The sequence below is a fragment of the Pseudomonas sp. Irchel 3E19 genome (assembly GCF_900187585.1).
Lineage (GTDB): Bacteria > Pseudomonadota > Gammaproteobacteria > Pseudomonadales > Pseudomonadaceae > Aquipseudomonas > Aquipseudomonas baetica.
Window position 1 is genome coordinate 119,615 of sequence record NZ_FYDT01000005.1, and the last position, 14,755, is coordinate 134,369.

Sequence of the window (14,755 nt, forward strand, 5' to 3'; positions counted from 1 at the left end):
AATTCCGGCCGCTCGGCACTACCCTGAAGGGGGCATGACGATGAAAGAGAAAATTCAAAACTGGCTGCATGATTTGGGTGTTGCCCTCGGCTTGATCGAACCGCCTCTGCAACCGGTACCGATTCGCACCGATGACGAGCAGCGCCGCCGTCAACAACGGCGCCGGTAACGCCCCCGATCCGAGATCAAAGGATTCAAGATCAAAAGATCGTCCGATCGCGGTCCGAGCCTTCGGCAGTTCCTACACGGATCAATGTAGGAGCTGCCGAAGGCTCGGACCGCGATCGGACGATCTTTTGCTTTCAGTGCCGCGCAATCATCAGCAAAAAACGGCTCAAGTCATTCGCGGTCTTCGCCGTCTTGAGCATGTGATCTTCCTCTGCGGTAAACGCCGTCAGTCCGAATTCATCCTCCAGATGAAAAATCAGATCCTCGATATCCGCTTTCTCCAGACCCAGTTCCACCAGACTGGTGTTGTCGTTGAATTCGCGGTTTTCCAGCAGGCGCCGGATGAACCGGTGCACGGCGGCACGTACGGCAGCTCTTCTCATGGCAGATTGTTCTGATGGTTGTTCTGCTTGAGTACAGCAGGGGTCAGGCGTGTGCGCGCAACCATTGGTCAATCATCGAGCGCAAATGCTCACCGCAGAAACTGCCGAAATGTCCGCCATGCACGGTGCGGATCGGCAGGGCGTGCAGCCTGCGCAGACTGGCGGCATAGTCATCCAGATTGGAATGGTAGGCGTCTTCGATCAACGGCCCGTCGTAGATGATGTCGCCGCTGAACAGGGTCTCGGTGGCCGCTTCATACAGGCTGATCCCACCCGGCGAATGCCCCGGTGTGTGCAGCACCTGCAACGTGCGATTGCCCAGATCCAGCACATCACCGTCCTCGACAAACCCAGTGGCCGGTGCCGCTTTGACCCGGTACTCGGCGTAACACAGCGGGCAGTCCGGGTGCGCCTCGAACATGTCGTCGCCGACGAAGGCGCGGCTCAAGTCATTCTCGCCGTCCGGCGCTGCCAAAATGTCTGCTTCGGCCGGATGCACCAGGCGTTCGGCAAATTCGTGATGTCCGGCGATATGGTCGAAATGACAATGGCTGGCCACTGCCACCAGTGGGCGCTCGGTCAGCCATGGCAATTGCTCGCGCAGGCTGACCAGACCTGAACCGCTGTCGAGCAGCAGATCCTTGTCGCGACCCTGAACGTGCCAGAGGTTGCAGCGGTAGAACGGGCGGATGTACGGCTCGTGAATCAGGCGAATGCCATCGCTCAGGGTTTGCACTTCGAACCACTGATCGCGGGGAACAATCATCATCGGCACATTCCTCAAGACGAAAAAAAACGGGTGTGGCAACCGACGCCACACCCGTCGAAGAAAGCATCAAGTCGTTACATCAAAGCTTAGATGGCACTGGCCACGGTCGCAGGACGACGCGACGCCAGGCTGACCACCACGAAACTCACCAGACCCACCGCCAGGCTGTAGTAGATCGGCGTGTTCGCATCCAGACCGTCCTTGAACATGAATACCAGCGCGGTGGCGAAACCCAGGCCCATGCTGGCGATAGCGCCGGCGGTGGTCGCGCGTTTCCAGAAGATCGCACCGATCAGCGGAACCAGCATGCCGCCCACCAACAGGTTGTAAGCGAGGGTCAGGGCGCTGATCACGTCGTTCACCACCAGCGCGATGCCCAGCACGACGATACCGGTCAGCAGGGTGAACAGACGGTTGATGGCCAGGCTCGACTGTTTGCCGCCACGCAGTTTCGGCAGCAGGTCTTCAGTCAGGGTCGTGGCCGCGGCGAGCAGGCCGGCGCTGGCGGTGGACATCATTGCAGCGAGTGCCGCAGCAATCACCAGACCACGGATGCCGTCCGGCAGCGACAGTTTGACGATGGCGGCGAAGGCGTTGTTGACGTTGTCCAGATCCGGGATCAGCACGTGCGCAGCCATGCCGATCAGCGCACAGGCCAGACCGTAAAGGATGCAGTAGATACCGGCGATGCTGCCGGCGTATTGCGCGACTTTGGCGGTTTTGACGGTGAACACCCGTTGCCAGATGTCCTGACCGATCAGGATGCCGAAGAAGTAGATCATGAAGTAGGTGATGATCGTGTCCCAGCCAATCGTGGTGAAGCTGAAGGCAGTGGCCGGCAGTTTCAGCACCAGCTCGTCCCAACCGCCAACGCGGTACAGGCAGATTGGCAACAGGATGAACATCAGGCCCACGGTCTTGATGATGAACTGGACGATGTCGGTGAGGGTCAGCGACCACATGCCGCCGATCGCCGAGTAGATCACCACGACGCCACCACCGACGAGTACCGAGACCCAGAATGGCAGGTCAAACAGCACTTGCAGGACGGTGCCGATGGCCAGTATCGAGGTCACGCCGATCATCAGCGCGTAGGCCAGCATGATCACCGCGCTCGCCGAGCGGGCCATCGGGTTGTAGCGTTTTTCCAGCACTTGGGTAACGGTGTAGATCTTCAGTTTCAGCAGCGGTTTGGCGAGGAACAGGTTCAGCGCGACGATGCCGCAACCCAGTGCCGCACACAGCCAGAAACCGGAGATGCCATGTACGTAGCCCAGGCGCACGGTGCCGACGGTGGACGCGCCACCCAGCACGGTTGCGGCCATGGTGCCCATGTACAGGCTTGGGCCGAGGTTGCGACCGGCGACCAGAAAATCTTCGTTGGTCTTGGCTTTGCGCATGCCGAAGTAGCCGAGCAAGAGCATGCCGGCGGCGTAGATGAGGACGACGAATAAATCCAAAGCCATGATGGCGTGTCTCCGATTGTCTTTTTTATGTTGAAACAAATCTGGTTCAGCAATGCTGCCCACTGTGGGAGCGAGCCTGCTCCGGGCGGCGATCCGACGAAGGCGTCAGCACATTCAACAAAGAAGTGACTGAAAGATTGCTTTCGCGAGCAGGCTCGCTCCCACAGGGGATCTGCGTCAGGCGGCCTGGCGCAGTTCAGGTTTTTCCACGATTTGGCTACGGGCATCCTTCGGGCCGAACACTTCCCGCGGTTCCGGGAACAGGCTCAGCAACGTCAGGTACACCACCGAAGCCAGGCCCAGCGTCACCGGCAAACTGACGTCGATGCCGCCGGCCATTTCACCCAGCGGGCCGACGAATTGCCCCGGCAGGTTGACGAAGCACAAGCCGACCGCCGCACTCGGGATCCACGCGCCCAGACCACGCCAGTTCCAGCCGTGGGTGAACCAGTAGCGGCCACCCTGTTCGCCGCGAGTGAACACTTGCAGGTCATCCGGGCAGTAGAAGCCGCGACGCACCACCAGGCCGATGATCATGATCACCATCCACGGGGTGGTGCAGGTGATGATCAGCACCGCGAAGGTCGACACGCTCTGCACCAGGTTCGCCGCAAAGCGTCCGATAAAGATGAAGGCAATCGACAGCACGCCGATCAGCAGCGTCGCCTTGACCCTAGACAACACCCGCGGAAACACGCTCGACATGTCCAGCCCGGTGCCATACAGCGAAGTGGTGCCGGTGGACATGCCGCCGATCACCGCAATCAGGCACACCGGGAGGAAGAACCAGCTCGGCGACACCGCCAGCAGACCGCCTACATAGTTGTTGGCCGCGATGTAGTCCGGCGCCTTGATCGCGACGATGGTCGCGGTACTCAGGCCGAACAGGAACGGGATGAACGTGGCGATCTGCGACAGCACAACCGCTGCCATGATGCGTTGCTTGGAGGTGTCACGCGGGATGTAGCGCGACCAGTCGCCGAGGAACGCGCCGAAGGAAATCGGGTTGCTCATGGCCACCAGCGCCGCGCCGATGAAGGCTGCCCAGAAGCCCGGTTGACCGAGATTCACGGTGCCGGCGTAGTGGACGTCGAAAGGACCGGCGAAGGCGAAGATGCCCAGTAGGAATAACAGGCTGGCGCTCCACACCGCGATCTTGTTCACCCACAGCAAGAAGCGGAAGCCGTAGATGCACACGGTCAGCACCAGGATCGCGAACAGACCGTAGGCCAGGCCCAGGGTCAGGTCGGTTTCCGGCAAACCGATCAGGCGTTTCGCACCACCGATCAACGCATCCCCCGAACTCCACACCGAGAGCGAGAAAAACGCGATAGCGGTCAACAGCGACAGGAACGAACCGACGATCCGCCCGTGCACGCCGAAGTGTGCACCGGACGACACGGCATTGTTGGTGCCGTTGAGCGGGCCGAACAGGCCCATCGGTGCGAGGATCAGCGAGCCGAGCAGCACGCCCGCAACAATCGCCCAGACGCCGGCCTGAAACGACAGGCCGAACAGCACCGGGAAACTGCCGAGCACGGCGGTGGCAAAGGTATTGGAACCACCGAAGATCATCCGGAACAAGTCCGTCGGACCTGCGCTGCGTTCGTGGTCCGGGATCTGCTCGACCCCGTGGGTTTCAATCTGCGTAAGGCTTTGGTCGTTGTTGTTGTTATTCATGATCTGCTCCGATCATAAAGGCGCGCCTCATCGTGTGTGAGGCGTCACCTGTTTGGCTAAGGGGATGGCAGCCCTTCCGGCATTGCGGACAAATGTTCGTGGCAGGCCAGCCAATGGCCTTGTTGTTCTAGGCTCGACGCTTGTTTCTTGAAAACAATCGTCTCGCGCTCCTGGCTGAAGTGTTGCTCCCCTTGCATGCGCAGCTCGGTGGCCACGTCATGGATAAACACCGCCACGTCACCTTGCAGGCTGACGAAGGCGTTGCTTGAGGTGCAGGAAAGCACCTCGAAGCCATCCTCGGCGCTCCAGTTGTCCCACAAGGCCTGATAGGCATCGCGCGACAGCAGCGGCTGGTCGAGGGTGTAGAAGACGAAGCTGGCATCGGCGCTGAATGCGCCGAAGTAGGCTTCGCGATCGTTACGGGCGAAGGCGGACACCAGATCGGCGGCGGCCTTCAGAACCTGATCACGTTCGTTCATGACCCAACCCTCAGCGGTGAACCACGCCTGGCAGTACGCAGAGCATTTCGTACAGCAGGTTGGCGGCCAGCAGCGAGGTGTTGCCGGTGGTGTCATAAGCGGGCGAGACTTCTACCAGATCGCAACCGATCAGGTCGAGGCCTTGGCAGCCACGGACGATCTCAATCGCCTGAATGGTCGTCAGACCACCGATTTCCGGGGTGCCGGTGCCGGGCGCCCAGGCCGGGTCGATGCCGTCGATGTCGAAGCTCAGGTACACCGGGCCACCGCCGACTTTCTCGCGCACTTCGGCCATCAGCGGTGCCAGCGACTTGTGCCAGCACTCTTCGGCCTGCACCACGCGGAAACCCTGATCGCGGCTCCAGTTGAAGTCGTCAGCGGTGTAGCCCTGCGCACGCAGACCGATCTGTACCACGCGGTCGCAATCGAGCAGACCCTCTTCAACCGCGCGGCGGAAGGTGGTGCCGTGGGCGATCTTCTCGCCGAACATGTGATCGTTGACGTCCGCGTGGGCATCGATGTGTACCAGACCGACCTTGCCATGCTTTTTATGGATCGCACGCAGGATCGGCAGGGTGATGGTGTGGTCGCCACCCAGGGTCATCGGGATCACGTTGTGCTCGAGGATGTTGTCGTAGGCTTCTTCGATGATGCGCACGGCGTCGAGCAGGTTGAAGGTGTTGATCGCCACGTCACCGATGTCGGCAACCGACAGCGAGTCGAACGGCGCAGCGCCGGTGGCCATGTTGTACGGGCGGATCATCACCGATTCGGTGCGGATGTCGCGTGGCCCGAAGCGGGTGCCGGGGCGCAGCGAAGTACCGATGTCCAGTGGCACGCCTACGAAAGCAGCGTCCAGGCCGGCAGCGGTCGGTACATGGGGAAGTCGGAGCATGGTGGCGATGCCGCCGAAGCGCGGCATTTCATTGCCGCCCAGTGGTTGGTGAAGAATCTTGTCCACGGGTAGGGCCTCATCGTCTTTGTTTTATTTATGTCGGCGCGCCGGCATGCGGGCACCGCTGTGGGCCGATTCTGCGAAATGTAGTGGAGGGGAAGAATCGCTACGGGCAAATACTTAGTTCAGATTTTTCTAAACTAATGCCAGACTTCCACACTTGCTCGTTCCCATGCTCTGCGTGGGAATGCATCCACGGACGCTCCGCGTCCAGCCGTACTCGCAGGTGACGCAGAGCGTCACGGGCTGCATTCCCACGCGGAGCGTGGGGACGATCCTTGGAGTAGACATGGCCAACGCTTTACCCGACCTGAAACTGTTGCGCATCTTCGTCAGCGTGGTCCGTCATCAGGGTTTCGCCAACGCGCAGCAGGAACTCAACCTGTCGACCTCGGCGATCAGCACCTACATGAGTCAGCTCGAAGCTGCGCTCGGTCTGGTGCTGTGCCATCGTGGCCGTGGCGGGTTCAGCCTGACCAGCAAGGGTGAGCTGTTTCATCAGGAAACGTTGCGCCTGCTCGCCGAACTCGAAGGCTTCGAGCAGTACGCCGCCGCGCTCAAAGGCGAACTGCGCGGCACGCTCAACCTCGGGGTCATCGACTCCACCGTCAGCGACAAGGCTCTGCCGTTCGCCGAAGCCATCGGAGCCTACAGCCAGGAACACCCGGCGGTGCATTTGCATCTGTCGGTGATGAGCCCGTATGAACTGCAACTCGGCGTGCAGGACAACCGTCTCGACCTGGCTATTGGCGCGTTTTCCACGCGCATGAGCGGGCTGGTCTACATGCCGCTGTACCGCGAACAGCACTGGCTGTATTGCAGTAGCCGGCACCCGTTGTTCAACGAACGGCGCATTCCCGAACAAGTCATTACCCAGCAACGCATGGTCGGTCGTGGCTACTGGAGTCAGGCGGAACTGGCGCGGCACGGTTTCAAACACAGCGCCGCGACCGTGGAAAGTATGGAGGCGCAGCTGATTCTGGTGCTGTCCGGCGCCTACATCGGCTATCTGCCGGAACACTACGCGCAAGCCTGGGCCGACAAGGGTGATCTGCGCGTGCTGTTGCCGGCGACCTTCGGTTATCAGGCGCCGTTCTCGATGATCATGCGCCGTGGCCGCAGCCGTGAACCGCTGATCCAGACCTTTCGCGATTTGCTCAAAGCTCAGCTCAATCAGGCCTAAGAATCAATGTCCAGACCCCAATGCCCGCGCTGCCTGCGCCCACAAACCCATTGCCTGTGCGCGCTGATCCCCAGTCTCGACAGCCGCACGCGGGTGTTGCTGTTGCAGCATCCGAGTGAGGTCGGTCATGCGCTCAATACCGCACGGCTGGCGGCGCTTGGTTTGACCAATGCCGAACTGATCGTCGGTGAGGTGTTCGAGGATTTGCCGGCGCTGTTGAATCAACCGGGGTATCAAGCGCGGTTGTTGTTTCCGGCGGACGATGCGCAGCCGATGCAGGCCTACGGCGAGTCTGATCAACCGCTGTTGCTGGTCGTGCCGGACGGCACCTGGCGTAAGGCGCGCAAGATGCTGCACCTCAACCCGTTGCTGGCAGCGTTGCCGCGGGTGACGCTGGCCGAGGGCGGGGTGTCGCGCTATCGCTTGCGCAAGGCACCGGGGCCGGGGGCGTTGTCGACGATTGAGGCGATTGTGCAAGCGTTGCAGACGCTGGAGGCGCCGGCGTCATTCGAGCCGTTGCTCAAGCCGTTCGAAGCGTTGATCGAGGGGCAGATTGCGGCGATGGGCGAGGAGACCTTTCAGAAGAATCATGGCGAAAGATAGGTGTCGGTAATGCCGGCCTCTTCGCGAGCAAGCCCGCTCCCACAGGGGAACGCATTCCAAATGTGGGAGCGGGCTTGCTCGCGAAGGCGCCAGATCAATCACCGCAAAATCCTGATAACCCCTAGCGCTCGCGCATCGCCTCGGTCCGCGCTTTCAGTACCGGTTTGAGCAGGTAATCCAGCACACTTTTCTCCCCGGTAATAATGTCCACCGTCGCCACCATCCCCGGAATGATCAGCAACGGTTTCAAATCCCCGCCCAAGTGGTTTTTATCGGTGCGCACCTGAATCAGGTAAAAGCTGTTGCCCTTGTCATCGGTAATCGTGTCGGCGCCGATCAGCTCCAGTTTTGCACTCAACCCGCCGTAGATCGTGTAGTCGTAGGCACTGAACTTGACCATGGCTTTCTGGCCCGGATGCAGGAACGCCACATCCTGCGGTCGCACCTTGGCCTCGATCAGCAGGTTGTCTTCCAGCGGCACGATTTCGACCATGTCGCTGCCCGGCTGGACCACGCCGCCGATGGTGTTGACCTTCATTTGCTTTATCACTCCACGCACTGGCGAGGTGACCGTAGTGCGGCTGACGCGGTCGTCGATGGCGATGCTCGATGCGGTGATTTTTGACAGATCGGTGCGTTTCTCATTCAGCTCTTTCGCCGCCTCGGAGCGGAAGGTTTGCTCCGACTCGTCGATCTTGCTGCGGATCTCGGCAATCGCCGATTCCGCCCGGGGAATCGCCAGTGTGGTGGCATTCAGCGAACCACGGATTTCCACGGCGCTGCGCTTGAGCCGCAGGATTTCCACCGGCGACACCGCGCCGGTTTTCACCAGGGGTTCGGACATGTTCATCTCTTGTTGCAGCAGCGCCAGGCTGGAGCTGAACTGGCCCTGCTTGGAGCGAAACTCCGCCAGTTCCTGAGTCTTCTGCCGCAGTTGTTCGCTGAGGGTGCGCTGTTCACTGGCCAGCCGCCGTTGGCGTTGTTCGTACAGCGAGCGCTCGTCTTCGGCGACTTGCGGTGCCTTGGCGATCACTTCGGCGGAGAGCTTGAACGGCCGACCTTCGGATTCTGCTGCCAGTCGTTCGACCTGTGCAGTCAGCGCATAGCGGTCGGCCTCGCTTTCACCCTTGTTCGAGCGAAACCGCGTGTCATCCAGGCGCAGCAGGGTGTCGCCCTTGTTCACCATCTGGCCTTCGCGAACAAAGATCTCGGTGACGATCCCGCCCTCAAGGTTCTGGATCACCTGGACCTTGCTCGACGGAATCGCCTTGCCTTCGCCCATCGTCACTTCTTCAAGCACCGCGAACTTGGCCCAGACCAGTGCGCTGATCAACAGTCCCGCCGCCAGCCACACGGTAATCCGCGACCAGCGTGGCGAATCCTGCAATGACGCGCCGGCGGTTTCCGGCATGAACTCGGCCTCGGCGCTTTTGCCGAAACTGTCGAAGTAGCCGCGTGATTTGCCATCGGATGCAGCAGACATGGCTTACTCCTAGACCGCCGCCGAGCCGACACGGCCCTTGCGCAGTGCATCAATGACTGCTTCTTTCGGACCGTCAGCGACGACCCGGCCGTTGTCCAGCACCAGCAAACGATCCACCAGGCTCAGCATCGAAGTACGGTGGGTGACCAGCAGCAGGGTTTTGCCTTGCACCCAGCCATGCAGTTTCTGGCGTAACTGGTCTTCGCTGCTGTTATCCATGGCGCTGGTGGGTTCGTCGAGCAGCATGATTGGCGGGTCGAGCAACAGGGCTCGCGCCAGCAACACCGCTTGGCGCTGACCACCGGAGAGCAATTGCCCGCGTTCGCCGACGGGGCGGTCGAAGCCTTGCGGGTGCTGGCGGGCGAGTTCGGTGACGCCGGTCAGTTCGGCGACTTCGAGCATGCGTGAATCGCTGATGTAGCGCGCGCCCAAGGTCAGGTTGTCGCGCAGGCTGCCGGCCAGCAGTGGCAGGTCGTGGGCGACGTAGCCGATCTGTTGGCGCAGGTCGGCGACATCCAGTTGCCGCAGGTCGAGGCCGTCGAGCAGTAACTGGCCTTCCTCGGGCTCGTAGAAACCCATCACCAGCCGCGCCAAAGTGCTTTTTCCCGAACCGCTGCGGCCGATGATGCCGACTCGTTCGCCGGGTTTCAGACTGAAACTGACATTGCTCAGGGCCGGTGCATTCTGGCCGTTGTAGTGGAAGGTCACGCCGTTGACGTCGAGGGCACCCTGCAGTTGGGTGCGTTCCAGCGGCCGCTGTTTGCCGTCGCGTTCCTGCGGCAACGCCATCAGCGCATCGGTGCTTTTCATCGTCAGTTGCGCTTGCTGGTAGCGGGTGATCAGCCCGGCGATTTGCCCCAGTGGCGCCAGCACGCGACTGCCGAGCATGTAGGTCGCGACCAGCGCACCCACGCTGAGGTTGCCGGCAATGATGCTGTAGACCCCGGCAATAATCGTCGCCATCCCGGAAAACTGCTGGATGAACAGCGTGCCGTTGGTGGCCAGTGCCGAGAGGTTGCGCGCATGGCTGTCGAGGCGGGTGAGGGCGCCGTGGGTGCTTTCCCATTTGTGCTGGCGCTCGCTTTCGGCGCTGCAGGCCTTGAGGGTTTCCAGGCCACCGAGGGTTTCGATCAACAGCGCCTGACGTTCAGCGCCGAGGCTCAGACTCTTCTGCACGGTGTCACGCAGGCGCACCTGAATAATCATGGCGAATATGATCGTCAACGGAAACGCTAGCAGCGGGATCACTACCAGCCAGCCGCCGAGCAGGCCGATCACCACCAGCATCAACACCACAAACGGCAGGTCGATCAGGCTGGTCAGGGTCACCGCCGTGAGGAATTCGCGCAGGCCCTGAAAGTCGTGAATGCTTTGGGCGAAACCGCCGATGGTCGCCGGCCGCGCCTTCATCGACATGCCGGTGATGCGCTCGAACAAAGTCGCGGAAAGGATCACATCGGTTTTCTTGCCGGCGGTGTCGAGCAGGTGCGCGCGCACCACCCGCAGCACCAGTTCGAAGCCGGTGCCGATCAGCAGGCCGATCGACAGCACCCACAGGGTCGACGTGGCTTGATTGGGGACTACGCGATCGTAAGTCTGCATGACGAACAGCGGCACCATCAGCCCCAGAAGGTTGATCAGAAAACTGGCGAGAATCGCATCGCTGTACAACCATTTCGACAGCTTCAGGGTGTCGCGAAACCAGGCATGCACCCGTGGTACCAGCGGTGAGCGCAGGTCTTCGAGTTCGTGACGCGGGCGGGCGAACAACGCCTGGCCGTTGTAGTGTTCGGCGAGTTCCTCGCGGTTGACCCATTGTTCGCCGCCATCTGCTTCACTGGGCAGAATCAGCGCTTTGCCGTCATCGCCAAAACGCCGCAGCACGGCGGTGCGGCCGTCGTTGAGCAGCAACAATATTGGCAGGTTCAGTGGCGAGATATCTTTCAGTTCACGGCGCAACAGCCGCGCCTGCAACCCGGCACGAGCGGCGGCGCGGGGCAGCAGATCGAGGCTCAGGCGTTGCTTGTCCAGGGGCAGCCCGGCACTCAGGCTGGCGCGACTTACCGTCGCGCCATGCAGTTTGCATAGGATCAACAGACCGTCGAGTAACGGGTCATCGAAGCTCAGCCGCGGATCGACCCCGGAATGGCCGGGTTCCATGCTGGTCATATTGATCGCTCCCCTGTTACCGCTTCATTGGGCTTACTGATCGTTCCCACGCTCCGCGTGGGAATGCCTCCAGGGACGCTCTGCGTCCAGTGACGCGGAGCGTCACGGGCTGCATTCCCACGCGGAGCGTGGGAACGATCAGGATCAGCAGCCTTCGGCAGGAGGTTTACGTCATTTCAGCTCTGGCAAACGTGCTTCGTTCTTCACTTCGGTCGCGGCGATCGCGTCGGCAGGCAGCACCACCCGTTGTTTGCTCAGCAACTGGCCCATGTTCGCCAGTACGCGGTACATCGAATATTCCTCGGTGTAGCGGATTTCGGTGTAACGGCGGTTGGCGTTGTAGAGCTCGTTTTCACTGTCGAGCAAGTCGAGCAGGGTACGTTGGCCGAGGCCGAACTGATCCTGATACGCGGCGCGTACGCGTTTGGTGGTTTCGGCATATTCGCGGGCGGTCGGGGTTTGCTTCTTGGCATTTTCCATGGCGTTCCAGGCCAGGCGAATGTTCTCGTTGAGCTGGCGCAGGGCGTTGTTGCGAATATCCATCGCCTGATTGATGTCGTGCGCATTCGCAGCCAGGCGAGCCTTGTCACTGCCGCCGCGGAACAGGTTGTAGTTCATCACCACACCCACACGCCATTCGTTGTCGTGGCCCTCGTCACCCTGCACGTTGTTGTTGGCGCCGACCGCCGCTTCGGCATCGAAACGTGGGTAGAACGGCGACTTGGCAACTTCGTACTGGCTCTCGGCCGATTGCACGTCGGCCTGGGCTGATTTCAGGTACGGGTTGTTGTCGACCATGCTCTGCTGGGCTTCGCGCAATTGGGTTGGCAGCTCGCCGCGAGTCGACGCTGGAGTTTCCAGCTCATCGGGCATGCGCCCGACCACGCTGTAGAAGTTGGCCTCGGCATCGGCCAGATCGACTTCGGCGGTGTCGAGGTTGTTTTGCGCCAACGCCTTACGGGCACCCGATTGGTCGGAGTCGGCGGTGCTGCCGACGCCGCGCTCGGTACGCAGACCGATCTGATCGTTGACGCGCAAGTGCGCTTGCAGGTTGTTGGTAGCCAGGGTTACCAGTTCGCGGCGTTTGAGCACTTCGAGGTAGACCTCGATGGTGCGCAGGGCCAGATCCTGGGCGGTGCCTTGCGCGTAATAGGCGCGCGAATTGGACACGCCTTTGGTGCGCTCGACCTCGTTGGCGGTGTTGAAACCGTCGAAGAGCATTTGCCGCAAGCGCAGCTCGGATTGGGTGTAATTGAGGATGCGCGTGTCGTGATTGCCAAACGCGCGGGTGTTGGTGTTATCGCTGTAGCCGCGACCGTAAGCGGCGTTCAAATCGACGGACGGATAGAAGCCGCCCTTGGCGACTTTGACTTGTTCATCTGCTGACAGGCGGGCGTCCACGCGCGAAGCAAGTTCCGGGTGGGTGGCAATGGTGCTCTGGATCGCTTCGGTGAGGTTCATGGCCTGGGCTTGAGAAGTGCAAGCCATGGCCAGCAAAACCGCGCTGCAGAGGGGGGTTAGAACGCGCATGGGTGCATCTCCCTGAGTCCTGATGGTGTGTTACTGTCGCCAAATATTTGACGATATTTATAGGCCTAAGCGTTTCACTCTTGTAACAACAGAGCTAAGAACATCCTGAAGCGTAGCTAAGAAAAAATTTTCATAAGGCTTATGCCGAAAAAAACTTATGCGCTTTGTAAAAACCGGCACATTGTTCACCTCGAAAGCCTTTGTTTTATGTGCTTTAGGGAGTGCAAAAAGGCTTGAGGAAAGTTCAACTCACTTTGCGACATACGGCGAAGTACTGCTGAAGGGGAGGGACGCGTAGCAGGTGGCGGGCGACATTTTTTTGTCACTCGAGTGTTTCATCACCGTTACGTAGCGTTAGTAGGCGTGTTGCCTTGAACAGGGCTCGGAAGTGCTTGATAGCACTGATGTTTCCCGATGGGGTGCCACCTGCCAAACGAACTGTCGAGGTGCGAGCGTCACCCCGATAACCCGATTGAGCCATGGGCTGCTTCGCGAACCAGTGCCGACGGTGGTCGGCAGCGGAGGATTTCACATGGCAACGCTCATCGGTACCGTCACTAAAGTCATTGGTCAGGTTTTCGCCCAGGGCATCGACGGCACTCGCCGCGCCTTGGTCGAGGGCGACAAGTTGTTTGCCGGCGATCAACTGATCACCGGGGCCGAAGGCGCCGTCGCCGTTCATCTGCAAAATGGCCAGGAATTGACCCTGGGCCGCGACAGCAGCCTGACCATGACCGGCCAATTGCTGGCCGGCCAGGCGGCGCATGTGAACGCTGCGGAGGCCGTGACCCCGAGTGATGCGCAACTGACCGATGTCGAGCAGATCCAGAAAGCCATCGCCGCCGGTGACGACCCGACCCAATCCGCTGAAGCCACCGCCGCCGGTCCCAACGCCCCCGGCAACACCACCGGTGAGTTGGGTGGCGGGCACAGTTTTGTCTTGCTGACGGAAGTCGGTGGGCGGGTCGACCCGATCATCGGTTTCCCCACCGCCGGGTTCAACGGCATTCCCGAGTTTCCCGAAGAGCGGCGTAACGCGGTCATCGACAATGGTAACGACACGGTCGCGCCGGTTGTTCCACCGCCGCCAGTCAATAATCCGGTGACCCTCACCGGGCTTGGGGCGGCCGGTGGCGAGCTGACCCTCAACGAAGCCAATCTGCCTGACGGCTCGGCGGCCAATCCGGGGGCACTGACCCAGAGCGGCAGTTTCACGGTATCGGCCCCCGATGGTCTGAGCAGCCTGAGTGTCGGCGGCATCAACCTGATCAACGGTGGCGTGGCGGTCGGTTTTCCGCAGTCGATCACCACGCAACTGGGCAACACCCTGACCATCACCGGTTACAACCCGGCCACCGGGGTGGTCACTTACAGCTACACCCTCAATGGCAATGAAACCCACGCGGCGGGCGACGGTGGCAACAATCTGAGCGAGCAATTCACCGTAATTGCCGGCGACAGCAATGGCGACACCGCGACCGCTACGCTGGACGTCAACATCACCGACGACGTGCCCAAAGCCTTCGACGACAGCAATGCCTCACAGGCATCGGAAACAGTGCTGACCCTGACCGGCAATGTGCTGACCAACGACGTGCAAGGCGCCGACCGTGTGCCGACCGGCCCCGTTACGCCGGGTACATTCACCGGGACTTACGGCACGCTGGTACTCAACGCCAACGGCACTTACACCTACACGCTGAACACCAGCGACGCCGACTTCAAGAATCTGTACGGCGGCGGCAACGGCACCGAGAATTTCACCTACACCATCACCGACTCCGATGGCGACACCAGCACCGCGAATCTGGTTTTGCAGATCCACAACAATGACGACCCGGTGATCATCAACGGCTTGGATGTGAACGGTGGCGAACTCACCGTTTA

General features: G+C 60.8%; 13 protein-coding genes. 4 read left to right on the top strand and 9 right to left on the bottom strand.

What is annotated here, in order from left to right; translation table 11 throughout:
• The first annotated feature begins 40 nt into the window (after positions 1 to 40).
• Positions 41 to 169: a PA1414 family protein gene (locus tag CKW18_RS30900; protein ID WP_007914492.1), complete on the top strand. Its 129-nt coding sequence runs from the start codon at positions 41 to 43 to the stop codon at positions 167 to 169.
• Between the two features lie 133 nt (positions 170 to 302).
• On the opposite strand, the gene CKW18_RS05180 is transcribed toward CKW18_RS30900, so the two are convergent.
• The 6 genes from CKW18_RS05180 to speB form a co-directional block, all read right to left on the bottom strand.
• Positions 303 to 551 (bottom strand): phosphopantetheine-containing protein, encoded by a 249-nt coding sequence (locus tag CKW18_RS05180; protein ID WP_095187784.1) that lies wholly within the window; start codon positions 549 to 551, stop codon positions 303 to 305.
• A gap of 43 nt (positions 552 to 594) precedes the next feature.
• The gene (locus tag CKW18_RS05185; protein WP_095187785.1) at positions 595 to 1,320 is read right to left on the bottom strand and encodes an MBL fold metallo-hydrolase; all 726 of its coding nucleotides are present in this window, start codon (positions 1,318 to 1,320) and stop codon (positions 595 to 597) included.
• Positions 1,321 to 1,406: 86 nt separating this feature from the next.
• Complete coding sequence (locus CKW18_RS05190) at positions 1,407 to 2,786, bottom strand: sodium:solute symporter (protein WP_095187786.1); 1,380 nt, start codon at positions 2,784 to 2,786, stop codon at positions 1,407 to 1,409.
• A 177-nt stretch (positions 2,787 to 2,963) separates the two neighbouring features.
• A complete protein-coding gene (locus tag CKW18_RS05195; RefSeq protein WP_095187787.1) occupies positions 2,964 to 4,466 on the bottom strand; it encodes a cytosine permease in 1,503 nt (500 codons plus the stop codon).
• 56 nt (positions 4,467 to 4,522) lie between these two features.
• A complete protein-coding gene (locus tag CKW18_RS05200; protein ID WP_095187788.1) occupies positions 4,523 to 4,945 on the bottom strand; it encodes a nuclear transport factor 2 family protein in 423 nt (140 codons plus the stop codon).
• Between the two features lie 10 nt (positions 4,946 to 4,955).
• Positions 4,956 to 5,906, bottom strand: coding sequence for an agmatinase (gene speB / locus CKW18_RS05205; protein WP_003222717.1), 951 nt, complete (start codon positions 5,904 to 5,906; stop codon positions 4,956 to 4,958).
• Positions 5,907 to 6,189: 283 nt separating this feature from the next.
• On the opposite strand from speB, the gene CKW18_RS05210 reads away from it, so the two are divergent.
• On the top strand, positions 6,190 to 7,083 hold the full coding sequence (locus CKW18_RS05210) for a LysR family transcriptional regulator (protein WP_007956593.1): 894 nt from the start codon (positions 6,190 to 6,192) through the stop codon (positions 7,081 to 7,083).
• A gap of 6 nt (positions 7,084 to 7,089) precedes the next feature.
• Positions 7,090 to 7,686: a tRNA-uridine aminocarboxypropyltransferase gene (locus tag CKW18_RS05215; protein ID WP_095187789.1), complete on the top strand. Its 597-nt coding sequence runs from the start codon at positions 7,090 to 7,092 to the stop codon at positions 7,684 to 7,686.
• 121 nt (positions 7,687 to 7,807) lie between these two features.
• Here the strand turns inward: CKW18_RS05215 and CKW18_RS05220 are convergent, their stop codons facing one another.
• From CKW18_RS05220 to CKW18_RS05230, 3 genes are all read right to left on the bottom strand, one after another.
• Positions 7,808 to 9,169 (bottom strand): HlyD family type I secretion periplasmic adaptor subunit, encoded by a 1,362-nt coding sequence (locus CKW18_RS05220; protein WP_095187790.1) that lies wholly within the window; start codon positions 9,167 to 9,169, stop codon positions 7,808 to 7,810.
• A gap of 9 nt (positions 9,170 to 9,178) precedes the next feature.
• On the bottom strand, positions 9,179 to 11,338 hold the full coding sequence (locus CKW18_RS05225) for a type I secretion system permease/ATPase (RefSeq protein WP_095187791.1): 2,160 nt from the start codon (positions 11,336 to 11,338) through the stop codon (positions 9,179 to 9,181).
• Positions 11,339 to 11,509: 171 nt separating this feature from the next.
• Positions 11,510 to 12,868 carry a TolC family outer membrane protein gene (locus tag CKW18_RS05230; protein WP_095187792.1) on the bottom strand — a complete coding sequence of 453 codons (1,359 nt, stop codon included), beginning with the start codon at positions 12,866 to 12,868 and terminating at the stop codon, positions 11,510 to 11,512.
• 532 nt (positions 12,869 to 13,400) lie between these two features.
• On the opposite strand from CKW18_RS05230, the gene CKW18_RS05235 reads away from it, so the two are divergent.
• The coding region (locus tag CKW18_RS05235) for a retention module-containing protein (protein ID WP_141233075.1) at positions 13,401 to 14,755 on the top strand (1,355 nt) is incomplete at its 3' end.

Bases quoted from the DNA above. Each gene is read 5' to 3' on its own strand.
- CKW18_RS05195 (WP_095187787.1), bottom strand. From the start codon at position 4,466: ATGAATAACAACAACAACGACCAAAGCCTTACGCAGATTGAAACCCAC.
- CKW18_RS05180 (WP_095187784.1), bottom strand. From the start codon at position 551: ATGAGAAGAGCTGCCGTACGTGCCGCCGTGCACCGGTTCATCCGGCGC.
- CKW18_RS05200 (WP_095187788.1), bottom strand. From the start codon at position 4,945: ATGAACGAACGTGATCAGGTTCTGAAGGCCGCCGCCGATCTGGTGTCC.
- CKW18_RS05190 (WP_095187786.1), bottom strand. From the start codon at position 2,786: ATGGCTTTGGATTTATTCGTCGTCCTCATCTACGCCGCCGGCATGCTC.
- CKW18_RS05210 (WP_007956593.1), top strand. From the start codon at position 6,190: ATGGCCAACGCTTTACCCGACCTGAAACTGTTGCGCATCTTCGTCAGC.
- CKW18_RS05225 (WP_095187791.1), bottom strand. From the start codon at position 11,338: ATGACCAGCATGGAACCCGGCCATTCCGGGGTCGATCCGCGGCTGAGC.
- CKW18_RS05220 (WP_095187790.1), bottom strand. From the start codon at position 9,169: ATGTCTGCTGCATCCGATGGCAAATCACGCGGCTACTTCGACAGTTTC.
- CKW18_RS05185 (WP_095187785.1), bottom strand. From the start codon at position 1,320: ATGATGATTGTTCCCCGCGATCAGTGGTTCGAAGTGCAAACCCTGAGC.
- CKW18_RS05230 (WP_095187792.1), bottom strand. From the start codon at position 12,868: ATGCGCGTTCTAACCCCCCTCTGCAGCGCGGTTTTGCTGGCCATGGCT.
- CKW18_RS05215 (WP_095187789.1), top strand. From the start codon at position 7,090: ATGTCCAGACCCCAATGCCCGCGCTGCCTGCGCCCACAAACCCATTGC.
- CKW18_RS30900 (WP_007914492.1), top strand. From the start codon at position 41: ATGAAAGAGAAAATTCAAAACTGGCTGCATGATTTGGGTGTTGCCCTC.